Annotated in this window: 20 protein-coding genes; 8 read left to right on the forward strand and 12 right to left on the reverse strand. The window is 65.1% G+C overall.

The genetic code is table 11. The annotated features are described in order from the left end of the window. Positions 1–19 precede the first annotated feature (19 nt). From CCZ28_RS08975 to rluC, 3 genes are read right to left on the reverse strand one after another with little or no spacing between them, the layout of a single operon-like run. Entirely contained in the window at positions 20–1,012 is a 993-nt protein-coding gene (locus CCZ28_RS08975) for a S49 family peptidase (RefSeq protein ID WP_140217512.1), read from the reverse strand. Further along, entirely contained in the window at positions 1,005–1,691 is a 687-nt protein-coding gene (locus tag CCZ28_RS08980) for an HAD-IA family hydrolase (RefSeq protein ID WP_140217513.1), read from the reverse strand. The genes CCZ28_RS08975 and CCZ28_RS08980 overlap by 8 nt, the downstream gene beginning before the upstream one ends. Next, on the reverse strand, positions 1,684–2,637 hold the full coding sequence (rluC, locus tag CCZ28_RS08985; RefSeq protein WP_058768613.1) for a 23S rRNA pseudouridine(955/2504/2580) synthase RluC: 954 nt from the start codon (positions 2,635–2,637) through the stop codon (positions 1,684–1,686). The genes CCZ28_RS08980 and rluC overlap by 8 nt, the downstream gene beginning before the upstream one ends. Positions 2,638–3,346: 709 nt before the next feature. Here rluC and rne point away from each other — a divergent pair. Continuing rightward, entirely contained in the window at positions 3,347–6,658 is a 3,312-nt protein-coding gene (rne, locus tag CCZ28_RS08990; RefSeq protein ID WP_140217514.1) for a ribonuclease E, read from the forward strand. A 510-nt stretch (positions 6,659–7,168) separates the two neighbouring features. On the opposite strand, the gene rpsI is transcribed toward rne, so the two are convergent. From rpsI to CCZ28_RS09020, 6 genes are all read right to left on the reverse strand, one after another. Continuing rightward, the gene (gene rpsI / locus CCZ28_RS08995) at positions 7,169–7,561 is read right to left on the reverse strand and encodes a 30S ribosomal protein S9 (protein WP_058764621.1); all 393 of its coding nucleotides are present in this window, start codon (positions 7,559–7,561) and stop codon (positions 7,169–7,171) included. A 15-nt stretch (positions 7,562–7,576) separates the two neighbouring features. Further along, positions 7,577–8,005 carry a 50S ribosomal protein L13 gene (gene rplM / locus CCZ28_RS09000; RefSeq protein WP_007160609.1) on the reverse strand — a complete coding sequence of 143 codons (429 nt, stop codon included), beginning with the start codon at positions 8,003–8,005 and terminating at the stop codon, positions 7,577–7,579. A 206-nt stretch (positions 8,006–8,211) separates the two neighbouring features. Further along, positions 8,212–8,862 carry a deoxyribonuclease V gene (gene nfi, locus CCZ28_RS09005; protein ID WP_437179215.1) on the reverse strand — a complete coding sequence of 217 codons (651 nt, stop codon included), beginning with the start codon at positions 8,860–8,862 and terminating at the stop codon, positions 8,212–8,214. Between the two features lie 104 nt (positions 8,863–8,966). Continuing rightward, positions 8,967–10,061 carry a cell division protein ZapE gene (zapE, locus tag CCZ28_RS09010; protein WP_140217516.1) on the reverse strand — a complete coding sequence of 365 codons (1,095 nt, stop codon included), beginning with the start codon at positions 10,059–10,061 and terminating at the stop codon, positions 8,967–8,969. Between the two features lie 85 nt (positions 10,062–10,146). Continuing rightward, on the reverse strand, positions 10,147–11,496 hold the full coding sequence (locus CCZ28_RS09015) for a tryptophan--tRNA ligase (RefSeq protein ID WP_140217517.1): 1,350 nt from the start codon (positions 11,494–11,496) through the stop codon (positions 10,147–10,149). A gap of 33 nt (positions 11,497–11,529) precedes the next feature. Continuing rightward, on the reverse strand, positions 11,530–12,165 hold the full coding sequence (locus CCZ28_RS09020) for an alpha/beta hydrolase (protein WP_140217518.1): 636 nt from the start codon (positions 12,163–12,165) through the stop codon (positions 11,530–11,532). Between the two features lie 185 nt (positions 12,166–12,350). On the opposite strand from CCZ28_RS09020, the gene CCZ28_RS09025 reads away from it, so the two are divergent. From CCZ28_RS09025 to CCZ28_RS09045, 5 genes are all read left to right on the forward strand, one after another. Beyond that, entirely contained in the window at positions 12,351–12,791 is a 441-nt protein-coding gene (locus tag CCZ28_RS09025; RefSeq protein ID WP_058780009.1) for a YhcB family protein, read from the forward strand. 130 nt (positions 12,792–12,921) lie between these two features. Continuing rightward, positions 12,922–13,284 carry an ArsC family reductase gene (locus tag CCZ28_RS09030; RefSeq protein ID WP_140217519.1) on the forward strand — a complete coding sequence of 121 codons (363 nt, stop codon included), beginning with the start codon at positions 12,922–12,924 and terminating at the stop codon, positions 13,282–13,284. A 72-nt stretch (positions 13,285–13,356) separates the two neighbouring features. Then, positions 13,357–14,391, forward strand: coding sequence for a 2,3,4,5-tetrahydropyridine-2,6-dicarboxylate N-succinyltransferase (gene dapD, locus CCZ28_RS09035; protein WP_140217520.1), 1,035 nt, complete (start codon positions 13,357–13,359; stop codon positions 14,389–14,391). Between the two features lie 50 nt (positions 14,392–14,441). Beyond that, the gene (locus CCZ28_RS09040) at positions 14,442–15,650 is read left to right on the forward strand and encodes an aminotransferase class V-fold PLP-dependent enzyme (RefSeq protein WP_140217521.1); all 1,209 of its coding nucleotides are present in this window, start codon (positions 14,442–14,444) and stop codon (positions 15,648–15,650) included. Then, entirely contained in the window at positions 15,647–16,045 is a 399-nt protein-coding gene (locus CCZ28_RS09045; protein WP_140217522.1) for a SufE family protein, read from the forward strand. Before CCZ28_RS09040 ends, CCZ28_RS09045 begins: the two co-directional genes overlap by 4 nt. Here the strand turns inward: CCZ28_RS09045 and tadA are convergent. Further along, positions 16,042–16,545, reverse strand: coding sequence for a tRNA adenosine(34) deaminase TadA (tadA, locus tag CCZ28_RS09050; RefSeq protein WP_140217523.1), 504 nt, complete (start codon positions 16,543–16,545; stop codon positions 16,042–16,044). The two genes, CCZ28_RS09045 and tadA, sit on opposite strands and share 4 nt — an antisense overlap. Before the next feature lie 245 nt (positions 16,546–16,790). Between tadA and CCZ28_RS09055 the strand changes: the two genes are divergently transcribed. Then, complete coding sequence (locus CCZ28_RS09055) at positions 16,791–19,013, forward strand: ATP-binding protein (protein WP_140217524.1); 2,223 nt, start codon at positions 16,791–16,793, stop codon at positions 19,011–19,013. A gap of 186 nt (positions 19,014–19,199) precedes the next feature. Further along, complete coding sequence (locus CCZ28_RS09060) at positions 19,200–19,787, forward strand: LysE family translocator (protein WP_140217525.1); 588 nt, start codon at positions 19,200–19,202, stop codon at positions 19,785–19,787. A 157-nt stretch (positions 19,788–19,944) separates the two neighbouring features. Here CCZ28_RS09060 and CCZ28_RS09065 read toward each other — a convergent pair whose 3' ends face one another. Together CCZ28_RS09065 and CCZ28_RS09070 are read right to left on the reverse strand one after the other, a co-directional pair. Further along, entirely contained in the window at positions 19,945–20,790 is an 846-nt protein-coding gene (locus CCZ28_RS09065) for an AraC family transcriptional regulator (protein ID WP_140217526.1), read from the reverse strand. Positions 20,791–20,860: 70 nt separating this feature from the next. Beyond that, on the reverse strand, positions 20,861–21,742 hold the full coding sequence (locus tag CCZ28_RS09070) for an NAD(P)-dependent oxidoreductase (protein ID WP_140217527.1): 882 nt from the start codon (positions 21,740–21,742) through the stop codon (positions 20,861–20,863). Positions 21,743–21,795 lie beyond the last annotated feature (53 nt).

Raw genomic sequence — 21,795 nt, forward strand, 5'->3', positions numbered from 1 at the left:
ACCAGCGGTAGGTCAAACCTCAGCGCAGCGTCGGCCCCTGCCAGCCCATATAGAGGGCAAGGCGTTCGGCGACGCTGGCGCCCAGGCGCTTGGCGAAACGATCGAAAGGCGAGTCTTGCTGGGTGAAATCGACCAGGCGCTCTTCCTTGATCACGTCCCGCGCCACGTAGCTGGCACTGCCAAAACCATCGATCAAGCCCAGCGGCAATGCCTGCTCGCCAGACCAGACCAGGCCGGAGAACAGCTCGGGATGCCCCTCTACCTTGAGGCGATCACCCCGCCCCTTCTTGACGCTGTCGATGAACTGCTGGTGAGTGACATCCAGCACCTGCTGCCAGAACCGCGTCTCGTCGGGCTTCTCCGGCTGGAAGGGATCGAGGAAGGCCTTGTGCTCGCCGGAGGTATAGACCCGGCGCTCCACGCCCAGCTTTTCCATGGTGCCGACGAAGCCGAAGGACGCCGCGGTCACGCCGATGGAGCCCACCAGGCTGGCCTTGTCGGCATAGATGGCATCGGCCGCGCTGGCCACGTAGTAGGCACCCGAGGCCCCGAGGTCAGCGATGACCGCATACAGTTTGATATCCGGATGCAGGCCGCGCAGGCGCTTGATCTCATCGTAGATGTAGCCGGACTGCACCGGGCTGCCGCCCGGGCTGTTGATGCGCAGTATCACACCGCGGGTATTGCTGTCGTCGAAGGCCTTACGCAGCGCCGTCACCACGTTGTCGGCACTGGCCTTCTCGTCATCAGCGATCACGCCCTTGAGTTCGATGAGCGCGGTATGAGGTCCCGACTCGGTCACCCCACCCTTCTTGCCCAGCGACAGCAGAGGCGTGAACAGCACCAGCATGACAATCAGATAGGCGAAGGTCAGCAGCTTGAAAAATATGCCCCAGCGTCGTGCCCGCCGCTGCTCCTGCACGCTGGCGAGCATGGTCTTCTCGATCAGGGCCCAGGTCTTGTCGTCCGCCGGGCGCGCACGCCCGCTGTCTTCCTTCCACTCGTCAGCCATGCCCGACCTCTCTCCTGACCACATCGTTGTCACCCAGCCAAAGCGCCAGGTCCGTGAAGGCTTCGATCATCAAGCGCGGCGCGAAATCCCTGAGGACTTCCGCTGGCTGGGCACCATAGCTCGCGCCGACCGCATCGACCCCGGCGCGCCGCGCCATTTCCAGGTCGAACACAGCATCCCCCACCAGCAGCGCCCGCTCCGGCGCCACGCGGCAATGGGCGAGGATTTCCTGCACCATCTGCGGATCGGGCTTGCCGGCCGTCTCATCCGCACAGCGGGTGACATCGAAGAACTCGGTCAGACCATGCTGTTGCAGCGAACGCGCCAGCCCACGGCGACTCTTTCCGGTCGCCACGGCCAGTTGATAGCCCAGCGCGCGAAATCGCTGCAGCGCGCTCAGCACGCCAGGAAACAGGGGCGAAGCCTCTTGCTCGCGACGCACGAACTCGGCGCTGTAGGCGTCGCGGAAGCCTTCGATTTGCTCCTGGGTGACCAGGTGCGGATAGAGGGTCTGGATCGCTGCCACCAGCTCCAACCCGATGATGCCCTTGATCGCCACGTCGCTGCGGGGCGGCAGACCCAGCGTCTCGGCAGCCACGTGCATCACCTCGACGATCCGACCGATGGAATCCGCCAGGGTCCCATCCCAGTCGAAGATCAGCAGCTGGTAATCAGGCATCCAGCCGCTCCAGCGTCTGGCTCCAGGTGCTGTCGACCGGCGCCTCGAGACGTAACTCGCCGCCTTCGGGCAGCGGAATCAACAGACTCGCCGAATGCAGGAACAGCCGCTTGCCACCCAGGTCGCGGATCTCCTGGGAGAAGTCTTCGTCGCCGTACTTGGGATCGCCGGCGATGGCGTGCCCGGCGTGACGGGCATGGACGCGGATCTGATGGGTCCGCCCAGTCACCGGTCGCGCCTCGACCAGGGTGGCGAATTCGCCATAGCGACGCAGCACGCGAAACTCGGTGAGTGCCTCCTTGCCCTCGTCGTTGACCTCGACCATCCGCTCACCGGATCTGAGGGTGTTCTTCAGCAGCGGCGCGCTGATCTTTTTCTTGGCCGCCGGCCAGTGGCCACGCACCAGGGCGTGATAGCGCTTGTCCACGCCGTCACCGCGTAGTGCCTCGTGCAGAAAACGCAGCATGCTGCGCTTCTTGGCGATCATCAGCAGCCCGGAGGTATCCCGGTCCAGGCGATGGACCAGCTCGATATCGCGAGCTTCGGGGCGCAACTGGCGAAAGACCTCGATGACCCCGCCGGACAGGCCGCTGCCGCCATGCACGGCAATGCCGGCCGGCTTGTTGATGACGATGAGAGCCTTGTCCTCATGGACGATGGAGGCCTCCAGGCGCTCGAGCAAGCCCTTCGCCAGGGGTGCCGGCTCGTCGGGCTCGGAGAGCCGCAGGGGCGGCACCCGCACCTGGTCACCGGCCTGCAAACGGTAGTCGGGCTTGATGCGCCCCTTGTTCACCCGTACTTCGCCCTTGCGCAGGATGCGATAGATGAGGGTTTTGGGTGCGCCCTTGAGTTGGGTACGCAGGAAGTTGTCGATGCGCTGGCCGGCATAGTCGGCTGGCACGTCGAGCAGCTGAACGCCGGTGCTGGGAGAGGGAGGTTTAGTCATCGGCGAATGATACCAATTTTCCCTTATTTGAAGCACTTAAAGCTTGCTGCTATAGTCCGGAGGCGGTTATTCGTCCTGTCTGGATGGCGCCGCTCGCGAGACCTGTCGGTTCGGTCCGCGAAACAAGAGCTGCAAACGCAATAGTTACTGGACGTCTGGCCGTCCAGCGGACCGCCGATTCTACCCAAGGGGGTGAGTGGCGATCCGCGATCCGCCTGGTAACCAAAGGCAGCGGCACCCAGGGTGCCAGCTGTAAAACGACAACCGCTCCGGACCTTGCGGGCGGCACCTGATTCCTGAAGATTGTGTGCAGGATGGAGATGCACAACCAGCGTATCGCGTAGCCTGACAGTACGCCTGCAGCCCGCTTCGCGCCAAGCTTCGGCCAAGGTGACGATCGCAGGTGGAAGCCTCATGGCCAACGGCCGATGCTCCAACCCAGCGACACCTGACACGAATCCCGCGACGACCCGACTGCACGAGCCTTTCGGCTGTCACGCCCGCACCGTACCTGGTTGATTCCTCCTTCTGCGGAGCTGCAAAGGCAGTCGCTCAAGCGCCTGCAGGAGACGTAGTCGCGGCGTGGCTCTGACCTCGCTGCTGGACACGAAGGCCGGAACCATACCGGCTTCGATACGACCCCGTGCACCCTTCTCTTGAATCCTGTTGCCACCACGCGGGCCGAGAGCCCGGAACGTAGTGGTATTACATGAAAAGAATGCTCATCAATGCGACCCAGCCCGAGGAATTGCGGGTTGCCTTGGTCGACGGTCAACGCCTGTTCGACCTGGACATCGAGTCCGGCGCCCGCGAACAGAAGAAGGCCAACATCTATAAAGGCCGCATCACCCGCATCGAACCCAGCCTGGAAGCCGCCTTCGTCGACTTCGGCGCCGACCGCCACGGCTTCCTCCCGCTGAAGGAAATTTCCCGGGAGTACTTCAAGAAGAACCCGGAAGGTCGCGTCAACATCAAGGAAGTGCTCTCCGAAGGCCAGGAAGTAGTCGTCCAGGTCGAAAAGGAAGAGCGTGGCAACAAGGGCGCCGCCCTGACCACCTTCATCAGCCTCGCCGGCCGCTACCTGGTGCTGATGCCCAACAATCCCCGTGCCGGCGGCATCTCTCGCCGCATCGAGGGCGAAGAGCGCAACGAACTGCGTGAAGCCCTGAACGGTCTCGACGCTCCCGGCGACATGGGCCTGATCGTCCGCACCGCCGGCCTGGGTCGCAGCACCGAAGAACTGCAGTGGGACCTCGACTACCTGCTGCAACTCTGGTCCGCCATCACCGAAGCCTCCGGCGAGCGCAAGGGCCCCTTCCTGATCTATCAGGAAAGCAACGTCATCATCCGCGCCATCCGCGACTATCTGCGCCAGGACATCGGCGAGGTGCTGATCGACAGCGTCGAAGCCCAGGAAGAAGCCCTGAGCTTCATCCGCCAAGTGATGCCGCAGTACGCCAGCAAGATCAAGCTGTACCAGGACAGCGTCCCGCTGTTCAATCGCTTCCAGATCGAAAGCCAGATCGAGACCGCCTTCCAGCGCGAAGTAAAGCTGCCGTCGGGCGGCTCCATCGTCATCGACCCCACCGAAGCCCTGGTTTCCATCGACATCAACTCGGCGCGCGCCACCAAGGGCGGCGACATCGAGGAAACCGCCCTGCAGACCAACCTGGAAGCGGCCGAGGAAATCGCCCGCCAGCTGCGCCTGCGTGACATCGGCGGTCTGATCGTCATCGACTTCATCGACATGACCCCGGTGAAGAACCAGCGCGCCGTGGAAGACCGCGTCCGCGAGGCCCTGGAAGCCGACCGTGCCCGCGTTCAGATCGGCCGCATCTCGCGCTTCGGCCTGCTGGAAATGTCCCGTCAGCGCCTGCGTCCGTCGCTGCGTGAAACCAGCGGCATCGTCTGCCCGCGCTGCAACGGCCAGGGCATCATCCGCGACGTGGAATCCCTGTCGCTGGCCATCCTGCGCCTGATCGAAGAAGAAGCCCTCAAGGATCGCACCGCCGAGGTTCGTGCCCATGTGCCGATCCAGGTAGCGTCCTTCCTGCTCAACGAGAAGCGCAACAGCATCACCAAGATCGAGCTGCGCACCCGCGTCCGCATCATCATCCTGCCGGACGACCACATCGAGACCCCGCACTTCGAAGTGCAGCGCCTGCGTGACGACAATCCCGAGTTGCTCAACAGCCAGTCCAGCTACGAGATGGCCAACACCGAAGCCGAAGAGGTGCTGCCGGTCAGCTCCACCCGCACCCTGGTACGCCAGGAAGCGGCAGTGAAGGTAGCACCCGAGCGCGCCCCAGCCCCTACCCCGGTGACTGCCGAGGTCGTAGCTCCCGCCGCGGCGGTTCCCGCCAAGCAGGTAGCCGAGCCCAATCTGTTCAAGGGCCTGGTCAAGTCCCTGGTCAGCCTGTTCGCCGGCAAGACCGAAGAGCAGCCCATGACCGACAAGGCGGTGACTGCCCCGGAAACCACCAAGAGCAGCGACGAGCAGCGCCGTCAGGACGAGCGCCGTAACGGTCGCCAGCAGAATCGCCGCCGCGAAGGCCGTCGCGATGATGAGCGCAAGCCGCGCGAAGAGCGTCAGCCCCGCGCCGAACGAGGTGAGCGCAGCGAACGCCCGGTGCGTGAAGAGCGCAAGCCGCGTGAAGAGCGTCAACCTCGCGAAGACCGTCAACCGCGTGAAGAGCGCGCCTCCCGCGAAGAGCGTCAACCTCGCGAGGAGCGTCAGCCCCGTGAAGAGCGCGCCAATCGCGAAGAGCGCCAGCCGCGTGAGGAGCGTCAACCCCGCGAAGAGCGCGCCAGCCGCGAAGAGCGCCAGCCGCGCGAAGAGCGTCAACCCCGTGAGGAGCGCGCCGTTCGCGAAGAGCGTCAGCCTCGTGAAGAGCGTCAACCCAGCGAAGAACGCCTGAGCGCCGAAGAGCGTCCGGCTCGCGAGGAGCGTCAGCCGCGTGAGGAGCGCAAGCCCCGCGAAGAGCGTCAGCCGCGTGAAGAGCGTCAGCCGCGTGAAGAGCGCAAGGCCCGCGAAGAACGTCAGGCAGCTGCCAGCGCCGAAGACCTGAACGAAGAAGAAGTACTGGAAGGTAACGACGAGCTGGAAGAAGGCGAAGAGCGTCCGCGCCGCCGTTCCCGCGGTCAGCGCCGTCGCAGCAACCGCCGCGAGCGTCAGCGTGACGCCAATGGCAACTTCATCGAAGGCGAAGAGCAGAGCGAAGCGGGCAGCGATTCCACTGTCGCACCAGTAGCCGTCGCCCTGGGCACCGCCGTCGTGGTCAGCGAGAGCGTAACTGCCATCGCCACCCAGGAAGAGGTACGTGAAACTCGCCATCAGGAGCAGGCCCCCACCGCCGACACCCCTGCTGTCGACGCCTCCCAGGAAACTGCCGCAGTGCAACCCGCCAGCGAAGCTCCTGCCCAGCCGGAAATCCTCACGCCCAGCGTGAGCCAGCTGCAGGACGAGCGCGCGCCGCACCAGGAAGTCGAGATCGCTGCCCCGGCTGCCGAACAGACCGCTCCTGTTGCAGCGACAGCGCCGATCCCGGCAGCTCCGGTCGCAGTGGAAGCAGTAGAGCCGGCCGCCGGTCGCGCCTCCAACGACCCGCGCGAGCGTCGTCGCCGCGAGCGCCTGGAACGTGAAGCCGAGGCAGCACGCGCCGAGCAGGCCGAGCAGGAAGCTCAGGCACCCGCCCTGGGCGCCATCGCCGAAACCGAGGAAACCTTCGCGACCGCAGCGGTTGGCACTGTCGATCCGGAGCCGGTAGTCGTCGAGCCCGAGCCCACCCCGGTAACGGAGACAACCCCTGCCGTCGAAGCGGAATCGGCTCCCATCGTGGTGGAACAACCCGCCGAGCTCGCACAGAGCGCTGTGCAGGAAGCAGCAGCCCCTGCCGCTCCTGCCACCACGGAAATCGCAACCGACGAGACCCACAAGACCGACGCACTGAAGGAGGACGAGCTCGCTCAGTCCGAGTTCGACCGCAAGCGTGAAGAGTCGCGGGAAAACCATCCCCGCTGATTCTCGGCTTAAATGAAAAAGGGCGCTTCGGCGCCCTTTTTCATACCCGGAATTCGCGGTGGCGCTTCACCCTCAACGGCACTATCAAGCGGGCCCATGCCCCCCCTGGCACCCCAAGCTCATCGACGCCAGGAGCCGGCACTGAGCACAGCGAGGCAGCAGTCCCCAGTGCGGACTGCCTGTTGGGCTTCGGCGGTGGAGCTGCCTCAACCCAACCTACGTGGCCTAGGTGCAACACCGTAGGTTGGCGCTGAGCGCAGCGAAGCCCAACAGCCCCAGGTGCGGACTGCCTGCTGGACTTCGGCGGTGGAGCTGCCTCAACCCAATCTACGCGACCCAGGTGAAGCAGCGTAGGTTGGCGCTGAGCGCAGCGAAGCCCAACAGTCCCAGGCGTGAACTGCCTGGGACGATGGAGCCGCCTCGACCCAATCTATGCGGCTCGTACTGAAAAATCACAGGCATAAAAAAACCCAGCCGTTTGGCTGGGTTTTTTGAGCGAATCCCGAAGGATTAACGCTTGGAGTACTGCGGACGCTTACGCGCTTTGCGCAGACCCACTTTCTTACGCTCGACTTCACGGGCGTCACGAGTGACGTAGCCAGCTTTGCGCAGGGAGCTACGGTAGCCTTCGTCGTACTCGATCAGGGCGCGGGTGATGCCGTGACGGATGGCACCAGCCTGGCCGCTTACACCACCGCCAGCGACGGTAACGTAGACGTCGAACTTCTCCAGGGTCTCGGTCAGCTCGAGGGGCTGACGCACGACCATGCGCGCGGTCTCGCGACCGAAGAAGGTATCCAGGGTGCGATCGTTGATGGAGATCTTGCCAGTGCCCGGACGGAGGAAGACACGAGCGGTGGCAGTCTTACGACGGCCGGTACCGTAATTTTGAGTTGCCGACATGTTGTACTATCCCGATTAAAACTTGAGTTCTTGGGGCTGCTGAGCGGTGTGCGGATGGTTCGCACCCTTGTACACCTTGAGCTTGCGATACATGTCGCGGCCCAGCGGGTTCTTCGGCAGCATACCCTTGACGGCGGTCTCGATGACGCGCTCGGGAGCACGGGCGATCAGCTTTTCGAAGTTGATCGACTTGATGCCACCCGGGAAACCGGAGTGATGGTAGTACATCTTGTCGGTAGTCTTGGCACCGGTCACCCGAACCTGCTCGGCGTTGATGACGACGATGTAGTCGCCGGTGTCAACGTGAGGGGTGTATTCGGGCTTGTGCTTGCCACGCAGGCGAGTGGCGATTTCAGTAGCCAGACGACCCAGAGTCTGGCCAGCAGCGTCGACGACGTACCAGTCGCGCTTAACGGTTTCCGGTTTTGCGGTGAAAGTTTTCATTCTCTATGGCCTCAGAGGCCGCCCTGGTAAAAAGACGGCAAATTCTACACAACAGTGCAACCCCGGACAAGTCAGGGGCAGCCGGAAACAGACGCTCTTCGGGGGCTCGGGTCGGCGTCCGCTACGGCGATCTCGGCAGGCTTAGGCATCCCCCGCCAAGAAAGCTGCGGCATGATACCCCTTCCCGCCGAAAAAGCAACCGGAGATTAGAAGGAAAACAGCGCCTGGGTGGCAGCCGATCCCTGGCGTCGGGAAGCCAGATGATCCGCCAGGCGGGTTGGCTCCGGCAGGCGATGGCGTCTCACGCAGGCCATGACCAGCGCGGGGGCAGTGGCGAGGCTGACCCTGTGGCCGGGCGAGATGATCAAGGGCTTGACCCTGTCCTTGCTGCGCAGGACCGCGCCTATCACCGAGCCGTCACGATCCAGCAAGTCGACTTGGCTGCCGCGCGTCTCGGCCAATTCGCCATGGTGGCCGGTGAGAATCTTCTTGGCCACGCCGATGGTCGGTAGGCCAGTGACCACGCCCAGATGGGCGGCAATGCCGAGGCGGCGCGGATGGGCGATGCCGTGACCGTCGCAGAACACCAGATCGGGAATTTCCGGCAGTTCCTTCAAGGCCTGCAGCAGAGCGGGCAATTCGCGAAAGGACAGCAGGCCCGGCACATAGGGCATGACGGTGGGAATGCGGGCGATGGCATGGGCCAGCGGTTGCAGGGTCTCGGCATCCAGCAGGACGGCCACCGCGCGGGTAACCTCGCCGCCTTCCTCGAAGCCCACGTCGACCCCGGCGTAGCGCTGCGGCGTGCCGAAGTCGTCCGCCAAGCGAACCTGCTTGGCCAGTTGCTTCTGCAGCATGCGCGCCTGGGCGGGCGAGCCGTCCCACTCGGCGAAAGGATCGGAATTCACACGTACCTCCGAAAGCCAGGGTCAAAGGATTGATCCTTCAACCCCGGCAGGGTTCAGGGCTTGTGCGGACGGGCCAGATATTCCTGGGACTGCATTTCCAGCAGGCGGCTGAGGGTGCGCTGGAATTCGAACTCCAGCCGGCCACCGGAATAGAGGTCCTTGAGCTCGACTTCGGCGGACAGGATCAGCTTGACCTGGCGGTCGTAGAATTCGTCGACCAGATTGATGAAGCGCCGTGCCATGTCGTCCTTGAGGGCATCCATCCGCTCGACGTTGGAAACCAATACCGTCTGGAAGATCTTGCCCAGCTCGATGTAGTCGTTCTGGCTACGCGGCCCGTCGCACAGGGCGCGGAAGTCGAACCAGGCGACGTCGTCGCAGGTACGGCGCGCGCGGATCTCGCGATTCTCGATCATCAACGGCACGTCTTCGCAGAGCTCGGCGCATTCGACGGTGAGCGAGCGGAAGCTCTTGGCCATCGCCGTCTCGACCTCTTCGCTCAGCGGATAGTGATATAGCTGGGCCTGCTCCAGGGCGCGCAGGCGATAGTCCACGCCGCTGTCGACGTTGACGATCTCGGTGTGCTCCTTGAGCAGCGCGATGGCCGGCAGGAAGCGCGCGCGCTGCAGGCCATCCTTGTAGAGACCGTCCGGCACGATGTTGGAGGTGGCGACCAGGCTCACGCCATTCTTGAACAATTCTTCGAGCAGGGTCGCCAGGATCATGGCGTCGGTGATGTCGGAGACGAAGAATTCATCGAAGCAGATCACCCGCGCCTCGTCGGCGAAGCGACGGGCGATGATGGTCAGGGGGTTCTTTTCGCCCTTGAGGGTGCGCAGCTCTTCGTGCACCCGCTTCATGAAGCGGTGGAAGTGGGTGCGCATCTTCTGCTTGAACGGCAGGGCGTCGTAGAAGGTATCGACCAGATAGGTCTTGCCGCGCCCTACCCCGCCCCAGAAATACAGGCCCTTGACCGGGGTGACCGTCTTGCGCCCGAGCAGCTTGCCGAACAAGCCGCCCTTGGCTGCGGGCTCGGCGAGCAATTCGTCATAGAGCCGCTGCAGATGGCGGACGGCCTCTTCCTGGGCGGCATCGTAGAAAAACTCCGGGCGCTTGAGATCGGCCTGGTAACGCTCGAGGGGGGTCATGGCGGATTCTGGTCGGGTGGGAAAAAAGGGTGGTCACTGTAATGGCGGTCCCTGGCGTTGACAACGCCGGGGACCGCAGGTGCCGTCAGCCTTCGGCCAATTGCGCCAGGGCGGCGCGGGTGCGCTCGACCAACGCATCGCGGGCGGCAGGGGAATCGCTGGCGACACCTTCGGCCACGACCTGGTCATCCAGCAGCAGCTGGAAGCCATTGCCCTCGCCCGCTGCAACGCTAGCCGGCGTCGTGACCAATTGCTTGCTGGTGATACCGGCGGTCTTGGCCTCGGCGAAGGGGATCGAGAGCGCCAGTTCGGTGCCGTCGGCATCGAGCAGGCGGAAGCGGAAGCTGCCATCGTTCTCGCGGAAGCTGACGAAACGGGCGGTCTTGCTGGCTTTTTTCTTGGTGCCACCGGTGGCGACCTGGGTCTTGAGCGAGCGCAGGCCCACGGCTTCGCGCAGTTCGCCGAGGAAGGGCGTGGCATAGCGGCGGGCCTTGGCGGCGCCGGCCAGCAGGATGTCTTCAAGGTCATCGGGACGGGTGATCAGCGCGGCATAGCGCTCGCGCGCCTCGCCCAGCTCGGCGTCGAGCAGGTCGAACAGCTGGCCCTTGGCTTCGCCCCAGGCCAGGCCGTCCTGCAGGGCTGTACGGAAGGCCGCGCTCTGCTCGGGGGTGGCGAAGGCCTGGTAGAGGGTGAAGAGGTGGGCGCTGTCGGGGTCCTTGGGCTCGCCGGGCAGGCGCGAGTCGGTGACGATCCGGGCGATGGCGTCCTTGAGTTGCTTGGCGCTGCCGAACAGCGGGATGGTGTTGTCGTAGCTCTTGGACATCTTGCGGCCGTCGAGGCCGGGCAAGGTGGAGACGCTTTCCTCGATGACCGCCTCGGGCAGGGCAAAGTAGTCGCGGCCATTGCCGAACAGGTGGTTGAAGCGCTGACCGATGTCGCGGGCCATTTCCACATGCTGGATCTGGTCGCGGCCGACCGGTACGCGCAGGGCGTTGAACATGAGGATGTCCGCGGCCATCAGCACCGGATAGCTGTAGAGCCCCATGGTCACCCCGGCATCCGGATCTTCGCCCTGCTCCAGGTTGCGATCGACCGCGGCCTTGTAGGCATGGGCGCGGTTGAGCAGGCCCTTGCCGGCGACGCAGGTGAGCAGCCAGGTCAGTTCGGGAATCTCGGGGATGTCGGACTGGCGATAGAAGGTCACCCGCTCCGGGTCCAGGCCGCTGGCCAACCAGGTGGCGGCGATCTCCAGGCGCGAGCGCTGGATGCGCGCGGGGTCGTCGCACTTGATCAGGGCGTGGTAGTCGGCGAGGAAATAGAAGGAGTCGGCATCGTCGGCCAGGCTGGCACGGATGGCGGGACGGATGGCACCGGCGTAGTTGCCCAGGTGCGGGGTACCGGTGGTGGTGATGCCAGTGAGGATGCGAGTGGTCATGGAGGCGCTGGAAATCCGAGAGACTAACGAGGGTCAGGCCTGCAGGCGGGGCAGGACCAGATCTTTAAGTTCGACGAGTTTGCCATGAAAGAAATGGCTGCACTCGGGAACGCGGAGTAGTTCGTGAGGCTGTTCGAGGGCGGCGGACCAGGCGTAGACCCGCTCGGGGGTCACCACTTCGTCGGCCTCGGGCTGGATGACGGTGAGGCGCGCCTGGGTCGGTAGACGCCCATCGACCGAAAAGCGCTCCACCGGGGGCGCCAGCATGAACAGGCCCGCCACCGGCACACCTTCGGCTTCGAGTCGACCACCCAGGCAGGCGGCGACGCAGGAGCCGAAGGAGAAGCCGCAAAGGATCAGCGGCAGGTCGGGATGGCGTTCGCGCAGCCAGGTCACGGCGGCCGCGGCATCGTCGATCTCGCCTTCGCCGCCGGCATGCACGCCGGTGCTGGCGCCCACGCCGCGGAAGTTGAATCTGAGCGTGGCCTGACCCGCGTCGCGGGCGATGCGCTGCAAGGTGGCGACCACCTTGTTCTGCATGGTGCCACCGTGGAGCGGATGGGGATGGCAAAGCAGGACCGCGGCGGTGGGTTCGGCCGGGCTCTGGTACAGGGCTTCCAGAGTGCCCGCAGGGCCCTCCAGCAGCAGGGATTCTTCACGGGCTGACACGCTTGACTCCGTGACCTCGGACGAACAGTGCTCATCCAAGGAGTTGATTTTGATAGGGTCGATCCTGCGCGATGCCTGAGTGCGGGGTATGATGACGTCAAGCGAATGGCAGATGACGCAACGCAGTGTACAGGCTCGCTGGTCTGCCGTTACCGTAAAGCAAAGCCGCTCATAGAGGAAGTTTCGTGGAACAGTCGCTCACTACCTGGTTGTTGCCCCTGGTCACGCTGCTGATCGGGGTCGGGATAGGTTTTCTGCTGGCGCGCCTGGTGCCGGGTGCCGCGCCGAGCCGGGTGCAGCGCCAGTTGGATGACCTGCAGAAGAAGTTCGACGACTACCAGCATGAGGTCACCAGCCACTTCAGCACCACCGCCGGCCTGGTGCGCAAGCTCACCCAGACCTACCAGGACATGCAGACCCACCTGTCCGAAGGCGCCGAGCGCCTGGCGCAGGACGAGTTGACCCGGCAGCACCTGCTGGCCTCGCTGCACAGCGCCGAACAGCGCTATCCCACCAGCCGCGAGCGGATCGACGGTCCGACCGAAGCGCCGCGGGACTATGCGCCCAAGGGTGATGGCACCCCGGGCACCCTCGACGAAACCTACGGCGTGAAGAGCCGCGGTTGATCGCCAAGGCCGGGCACTGTCCCGGCCTTTTTCTTTCCTACGTCGCCTTTCCGCTCTGGGCGCGACGCCCGGCCCTTTTCCGGCCCGACATGGCATAATCCGCGGTTGCAGTCTTTCGCAGGAGAACGCCATGCCCGCAGCGGCCGCTGGCCTGAGCCTCTACGGCATCAAGGCTTGTGACACCATGAAGAAGGCCCGCCAATGGCTCGACGAGCACGGCCAGGCCTATGATTTCCACGACTACAAGCAGAGCGGCATCGACCGCGCGCGGCTGGCCGCCTGGTGCGCGGAGCACGGCTGGGAGAAGGTGCTCAATCGCGCCGGCACCACCTTCCGCAAGCTCGACGATGCCCAGAAGGCCGACCTGGATACCGCCAAGGCCATCGACCTGATGCTGGCGCAGCCTTCGATGATCAAGCGTCCCGTGCTCGATCTCGGCGACCGTACCCTGCTGGGCTTCAAGCCCGAGCTCTATGCCGCGGCCCTGAACTGACTCCGCGGCCACCGCCTCACTACCGAACATCTTGCACCGACCGGATCGGTGCCTTTGCAAAGGAACAGTCTTATGTCGAATGCCCTCTTCAGTATCGCCTTCGGTGTCGGCACCCAGAATCGCCAGGACGCCTGGTTGGAAGTCTTCTATGCTCAGCCCCTGCTGAATCCGGCACCCGAGCTGGTCGCGGCGGTCGCCCCCCTGCTCGAGTACCAGGGCGGTAACCAGGCCATCGCCTTCGCTCCGGCCCAGGCTCGCGGCCTGGCCGAGGCACTCAAGGGCATCGACGCGGTGCAATCGGCGCTGCTGACCCGCCTGGCCGAGAGCACCAAGCCGCTGGTGGCGACCCTGCTGGCCGAAGATGCCGCGCCGACCTCCACGCCCGAGGCGTACCTGAAGCTGCATCTGCTGTCCCATCGCCTGGTCAAGCCGCATGGCCTGAATCTGAGCGGCATCTTCGCCCTGCTGCCCAACGTGGCCTGGACCAACCAGGGCGCCATCGACCTGGCCGAGCTGCCGGCCGAGCAACTGGAAGCGCGCCTGCGCGGCAAGCTGCTGGAAGTCTTCTCGGTGGACAAGTTCCCCAAGATGACCGACTACGTGGTACCGGCCGGCGTGCGCATCGCCGACACCGCCCGCGTGCGCCTGGGCGCCTACGTGGGTGAAGGCACCACGGTGATGCACGAAGGCTTCGTCAACTTCAACGCCGGTACCGCCGGCCCCGGCATGATCGAAGGCCGCGTCTCCGCGGGCGTCTTCGTCGGCAAGGGCTCGGACCTGGGCGGCGGCTGCTCCACCATGGGCACCCTGTCGGGCGGCGGCAACATCATCATCAGCGTTGGCGAAGGCTGCCTGATCGGCGCCAACGCCGGCATCGGCATCCCGCTGGGCGACCGCTGCACCGTGGAATCCGGTCTCTATGTGACCGCTGGCACCAAGGTCGCCGTGCTGGATGACCAGAACCAGCTGGTGCGGGTGGTCAAGGCCCGCGAGCTGGCCGGCCAGAGCGACCTGCTGCTGCGCCGCAATTCGGAAACCGGCGCGGTCGAATGCAAGACCAACAAGACCGCCATCGAACTCAACGAAGCGCTGCACGCGCACAACTGAGTCCACCACCGGGCAGCCCGCCGCGCGCGGGCTACCCCGGAGCTGTCGCCATGTCGCTACCCTCTCCCTGGAGAGCCGAATTTCCGGCTTTCACCGCCTTCGCTGTCGACGGCATCACCTACCTCGACAGCGCCGCCACGGCGCAGAAGCCCCAGGTGGTGCTGGATGCCCTGCTGGCCAGCTATAGCCTGGGCGCCGCCAATGTGCACCGGGCCCAGCACTGGGCGGCCGAGCGCGCCACCGCTGCCTACGAGGGCGCTCGGGGGCGGATCGCCGCCTGGCTAGGTGCTGCCTCGCCGCACGAGGTGGTACTGACCCGCGGGGCCACCGAGGCGCTCAACCTGCTGGCCTATGGCCTGGAGGACGCCTTCGCCGCCGGTGACGAAATCCTGATCAGCGCCCTGGAGCACCATGCCAACCTGCTGCCCTGGCAGCAGTTGGCGCGGCGCCGGGGCCTGCAGTTGAAGGTGATCCCCCTGACCCCGAGCGGTCATCTGGACCTGGATGTCGCCGAGGCGCTGCTGGGGCCCAAGACCCGGCTGGTCGCAGTCAGCCAGCTGTCCAATGTGCTCGGCACCTGGCAGCCGCTGAGGGAACTGGCTGAACGGGTACGGGCCCGCTCGCCGGCCTGGCTGGTGGTGGATGGCGCCCAGGGCGCGGTACATGGACGGCATCGCCCGGCCGACTTCGACGCCGATTTCTATGTGTTCTCCGGCCACAAGCTCTATGCCCCGGAGGCCATCGGCGTGCTCTGGGGCAAGGCCGAGTGCCTGGCGCAGCTCAAGCCCTGGCAATTGGGTGGCGAGATGGTGCGGCACACCACCTTCAGCGAAGCCCAGTTCCATGCCGCGCCCATGGGCTTCGAGGCGGGGACGCCACCCATAGGCGCGGCCATCGCCCTGGGCGCAGCGGTAGACTGGCTGCAGGGGCAGGACGAAACCCTGATCCGCGGTCACGAGCAAGCCTTGAGTCTGAAGTTGCTGGCGGGCCTCGCCGCCCGCGACGGCGTCCGGGTGCTGGGCGAGCCGCAGATCGCCCTGGCCAGTTTCCAGGTCAAGGGGATCGATGTCGGCGACCTGTCTCACCTGCTGGGTGAACAGGGCATCGCCGTACGGGCCGGGCAGCACTGTGCCATGCCGCTGTTCCAGACCCTGCAGACGCCCGGCGCCCTGCGGGTCTCCCTGGGCCTCTACAACGACGCCGAGGATCTGCAGCGCTTCTTCACTGCCCTGGACAACGCCCTGGAGCTCTTGCGATGAATCTACTTCCCGATGCGGCGGAAGCCCGCCGCGCCTTCGTCATCGCCAAGGGCTGGGAAGCGCGTTCGCGTCTCCTGCTGCAATGGGCCGAGCGCCTGCCGGCGGTCCTGGAGGAACGCGACGAAGACCTGGTGCAAGGCTGCGAGAGTCGCGTGCGCCTGACCCATGAGGCCCAGGGTGACCGACATTTCTTTCGCGCCAGCAGCGAATCCCGGGTGCTCAAGGGGTTGCTCGCCGTGGTACTGGTGCGCGCCAACGGACTCACCCACGAGGAACTGGGCCGGCTCGATATCCATGGCTGGCTGGGCGAACTCGGCCTGGAGCGGCAGCTGTCGCAGTCGCGCAGCAATGGTTTGAATGCGGTGCTGGCCAGGATGCGCGAACTGGCAGCCTAACCCTCACCTGCCGCCGGGTTCCGGCGGGCACGGAAGAAGTCGGTCAGTACCTGGCCGCAGGCCTCGGCCAGCACCCCACCCTCCACCAGCACCCGGTGGTTGAGGAAATCCTGCTCGAAGAAACGCCCCCGACTCTGGGCCATGCCGGCGCGGGGTTCGCTGGCGCCGTAGACCAGCCGCTGGATGCGGCTATGGACGATGAGGCCGGCGCACATGCTGCAGGGCTCCAGGGTCACGTAGAGGGTGGCGCCCGGCAGCCGGTAGTTGGCGAGGCGCGCGGCGGCGGCGCGGATGGCCTGCATCTCGGCATGAGCGCTGGGATCGTGGGTACCGATGGGTTGATTGAAACCCCGCCCGATAATTTCCCCTTCGAGTACCACCACGGCACCCACGGGTACTTCGCCCTGGGCGGCTCCTTGCTCTGCCAGCGCGAGGGCTTCGCGCATGAAGAGGTCATCCCGACTACGGTCGACGATGGGTAAGGGGCGAAAACGGGCCATGGCTGAACTCGACAAAAGCTCATGATAACGCCGCCAAAGCGCGAGGCGAGTCTGACATGGCCCTATACATCACTTCGTCATAAAATAATCGCACAAATGGTTATCGGAAAAATCAAATGAAAGAATGAGATGTGAGTGAACGCCACGAAAGGTGACCTTGATCACATTCGTGGTTATTCGACGTCATAACTTCAACGGGTACGGCGGCCAGTGGTCCTATTCAAGAGTTCATCTGAGAGATTCGCATGATCGCTGCACCTTCCGGCCAGTCTCTGCAACGCTGCGAAAGCGAGCCGATCCGTATCCCCGGCTCGATCCAGGCCCATGGTTACCTCCTCGCCTTCGACGAGGCGGAGCGCCTGATCAAACACATCAGCCGCAATGTGCCGGAGCTACTGGGCAAGCCGGAGCCGGAGCTGTTGGACCGCCCCCTGGTAAGCGTGCTGCCACCCGAGTTGCATGAACAGGTGCTGCAGGCACTCACTCTCGAACATCTGGAAGAAGCCAATCCTCTTGGTTGGATTCGCCCGACCCGGGACATGGACGTGATCCTGCATCGCAACCACGGCCTGGTGTTCATGGAGTTCGAACCTGATGACCATGGTGGCGTGGAGCCAGCCGGTCTGGCGCGGGCCCTGGCGCGTCTGCAGCAGGCCAGGAACCTGACCGAACTGTGCGAAGGTGCGGTACGCGAGGTGCGCACCCTGACCGGTTTCGACCGAGTGGTGGTCTATCGCTTCGACGATGGCGGCGATGGGCAGGTAGTGAGCGAGGATCGCGTCGAGGATATCGACAGCTATCTGGGGATGCATTTTCCGGCGAGCGACATTCCAGCCCAGGCGCGTGCCCTGTACCACGAGAACTGGATTCGCAGCATTCCGGATGCCGACTATGCACCCGTGCCGCTGGTACCCGCCTACCTGCATGGCACCGCCTATGACCCCATAGACCTCACCCATGCGGTCTTGCGCAGTGTCTCGCCCATTCATTGCCAGTACGTGCGCAACCAGGGTTTGCGGGCGTCCATGAGCGTGTCGCTGATCAGCGACGACAAGCTCTGGGGGCTGATCAGCTGCGGGCATCGCGAACCGCTGCTGCTCCCCTTCCGTACGCGGATGGCCTGTCGTTCGATTGGGGTACTGGTCTCGCTGATGATCCGGGCACTGGAAAATCGGCAGGTCCAGCGCGAGATCGATGCCCGGGAGGCGCAACTCGCCGCACTTATTCAGGCCATGTGCGACAGCCGCGGCGAGGTGTTGAGCGGTCTGTGCGAACGGGCGACGGACCTGCTGGAGCTGGTCGAGGCGCAGGGCGTGGCCGTGCTGGTGGAGGACGAGCTCTGCACCCTGGGCGACTGCCCGAGCGCGGAGGACATCCGTCTGCTCGCCGGCTGGGTCACCGCCGAGATGGATGCCTCGGGCATCTATTCGACCCGTTGCCTGGCCGACGAGCTGCCCGATGCGCGCCGCTACAGCGACCGTGCCAGTGGCCTGCTGGCCCTGGCGCTGCCCAAGCCGGTACGCAACCTGGTGCTCTGGTTCCGCCCCGAGATCGTGACCACCGTGGTCTGGAGCGGTAATCCGACCAAGCTCGAACCCACCCCGGATTCGAATCTCAATTATCCCCATCCGCGGCGCTCCTTCGATGCCTGGAAGGAACTGGTCCGCTTGCGCTCGGAGCGCTGGCGGCATTCCGACCTGTTCGCCGCCAAGGATCTACGGCGCTCGGCCATCGAAATCGACCTGGCCCGCCAGGTGGAGCGCGAGCGCCAAGCGGTGCGGCTGCGCGACGAGATCGTCGCGGCGGTGTCGCACGACCTGCGCAGCCCCATCAGCATCATTCTGCTGAAGGTGGGGATGTTGCAGCGCCTGCTGGAAAAACTGACGTTGGGCGATGAGCGGCTGACCGGTTCGCTCGAGGTAATAGAGACGGCGGCCCAGCGCATGAACGCCTTGATCAGCGATCTGCTGGATCTGTCGAAGATCGAATCCGAACGCCTGGCGCTGGATTTGAAACCCGCGCGTCTGGCGGACGTCTGTGCGCAGCCCATCCTGCTATCGCGCCCGCTGGCGGAAAGCAAGGCAGTCAGTCTGGAGTACGCCGCCGACCTGGATATCCAGGTACAGGTGGAGGCCGAGCGCATCTTCCAGGTGCTGATGAATCTGCTGGGCAACGCCATCAAGTTCACCGCGCCCGGGGGGCTGGTGCAGCTCAGCATGCAGCGGGTCGGCGACATGGCTGAAATCAGCGTGACCGACAACGGCCGCGGCATGAGTCAGGCGCAGCAGGCGCGGGTCTTCGAACGCTTCTGGCATGTGCAGGAAGACAATCCCACGGGTCATGGCCTGGGGTTGTATATCGCCAAGGGCATCGTCGAGGCCCACGGCGGTCAGATTGCTGTCACCAGTGCGTTGGGCCAAGGCAGTACCTTCACCTTCACCCTACCGCTCGCGCAGCAAACCGCTTAAAGAAATCCCCGGTGGCCGACAGCGACGTTGAAACCACCGGGGGAGCGCTGGGCTCAGGGTAATGGACGCTAGCGCAGCGCTCCGAATTCCCACCTTTCGTCGGCCGTGACAGGGTCATTTTCTTCAATACGGCCGGTGTGCGCCCTCGTTAGGGTACGGGTCTCCTGCAATGACGAGACCTCGCTGATGACCCTGATCCTGTCCATGGCCGCCTTCGCCCTGGTGGCCTCCCTCTCCCCCGGCCCGGTCAACCTGGTGGGCTTCAATACCGGACTCACCCATGGCTGGCGCACGGCGCTGTGGCACGTCGCCGGTGCGACCCTGGGCTTCGTCGCCCTGCTGCTGGCGGTCGGCTTCGGGCTGCACGAGGTGCTGGCGACCTGGCCGGTGCTGCTCGATGTCTTGCGGGTGGCCGGCGCCCTGTTCCTGCTGTACCTGGCGTGGAAGCTGGCGCGGGCCTCGGGTGACCTGGGGACGGGACGGCTGGCGCACCGCCCGGGCTTTCGCGATGGCGTCCTGTTGCAGTGGCTCAATCCCAAAGCCTGGCTGGCCGCTGCGGCGGGCGTGGCGTTGTTCGTTGGCGAGGATCGTTTGCGCCTGGCCTTGTTCGCCGGGCTCTATCTGGTGATCTGCTTCGCCTCGCTCGCCTGCTGGGCGGTGGCGGGGGAGTTGTTGCGCGGGCGGGCCCTTACGCCGACGCGGCTGCGCCTATTGAATCGCCTGCTCGCCCTGTTGTTGGTGCTCTGCGCCGCCTCACTGCTGTGGCAGGGCTGAGAGCCTGTTCAAAATCTGCTGCGCGTCGGCCAAACCGCGTTGAAAATGGCCTGGGTCGCCAGCCCGGCCTAGGCGGCCCCATCGGAATGCTCATTTACCACTCGTAAACTCCGCTTCCTCGGCCATTTTCGTGGGGCCGCCCAGGCCTTGTTTAGCTCTAGCTCGCGAGATTTTGAACAGGCTCTGAAGCAGCGCGGTACTGGCCGGGCGTCGCCGCCACCAGGCGCTTAAAGGTGCGCTGCAGGTGGGCCTGGTCGGCGAAGCCGGTGGCGTGAGCGACCTCGGCCAGTTCCTCGCCCTGGCGCAGGCGATGGCGCGCCAGGCGGATGCGGCAGTCGATCAGGTAGGCATGGGGAGTGAGGCCGTAGCGACGGCGGAAGCTGCGGATCAGCTGGGTGGGCGACAGGTCCGCGATCTCGCTCAATTGGTCGAGGCTGACGCCCTCGCCGCAATGGGCTTCGAGGAAATCGGCGGCGCGGCGCAGGCGCCGGTCCTCGCGGATGGGCGTCGGCGCGAGGGGTGTACGACCGAGGCGGGCCAGTACCGCTTCGAAATACAGCAGCGCCTGGCTTTGACGTTGCAGGGTGACACTGTCGGGATCGACCAGACAGGTGTAGAGGTCTTCCAGACCCCGATACAGCTGCCGATCCTGAGACAGTTGCACAGCGAACGGCTGGAAATCGTCGGTGCCCTTGGTTTGTAGTTCAGCCAACCAGCCGGCGTCCACATGCAACATCCGATAGCGCCAGGCCTCTTTGCCCTGGGGGTTGCAGGCATGGACATCACCGGGATTCATCAGCACCAGGGTACCCGCCCCGACCAGTTCGCGGGTCGGGCCGTTGTGATAGCGGCTGCGACCGCCCAGTACGGTGCCAATGGAAAAGGTCTCGTGGGAATGCGGGGCGTAGCAGAGCGAACGGCCGTCCTGGATGGAACGCGCCTCGATAAAGGGCAGCGCGGGATCGCGCCAGAAGCGGGGAACGGCGGTGCCGGTAGCGGTCATGCGGCGAGGATTCCGGGACGACGGACAGAGTCAGTCTAGACGTCGTCCCGGAGGGAGGAAAGTCAGGCGCTCACCGAGTGGCGGCGTCCTCGGCCTCCTCCAGCAGCACATCGGCGGTGATGAGGTAGTCGGCATCCGGGTGCAGTTCGGCGCCCAGGGCCAGTTGCTGCGCGGCGGCGGCCAGGGTCGGGGCACCCTGGAAGGTGGCATTGAGCTCGGCCAGCAGCAGGCCCATGTCCTTGTGCATCAGCGCGGCCGGAAATTGCGGAGCGAAGTCACCGTCGCGCAAGGCGGCCAGCTTGCGTTGGTGATGGGGCGACAGCACCGCCAGGTCGCCGAACACCTCGAACAGCACCTCGGCATCCAGGCCGGCGCGGGTGGCATAGGCCAGGGCTTCGGCCAGGGCGGCGAGACCGGCGCCCATCAGGCCGTTGATGGCCAGCTTGATAGCCGCGCCCTGCCCGGTCGGGCCGACGTGGTGCACGGTCTTGCCGAGGGTTTCGAGGATGGGACGGGCGCGCTCCACCGCTTCGGGTTCGCCGCCGGCCAGCACCACCAGTTGCGCCTTCTCGGCCTCCGGCGTGCTACCGGACACCGGCGCCTCGACCACGGCGATGCCGCGGGAACGCCCGGCCGCCTCCAGGCGCAGGGCCAGGCCCGGCGAATTGGTGCTGGTGTTGATCAGCAGACGACCGGATTCCAGCCGGGCCAGGACGCCGTCGGGGCCGAGTAGAACCTGTTCGAGGATGGCGTCGTTGGGCAGCGAAACGATCACTACCTCGGCCTGGGGCAACAGCGTCGCCAAGGGCTCCATGGGCGTGCCCTGGCGCTCGCCGTCCTGCTGGTGCTCGGCATAGGCGCTGACCGGATAACCCGCCTCGCGCAGGTTGGCGCCCATGCGCTGGGCCATGGCACCGAAGCCGATGAAACCGATTGAGGGATGGGCGGACATGGCGAGACTCCTAGGTAAAGGATGGGTGGTATCTCGACTGCCCCCGAAGACGG

Source organism: Pseudomonas oryzihabitans (assembly GCF_006384975.1).
Lineage (GTDB): Bacteria > Pseudomonadota > Gammaproteobacteria > Pseudomonadales > Pseudomonadaceae > Chryseomonas > Chryseomonas psychrotolerans_B.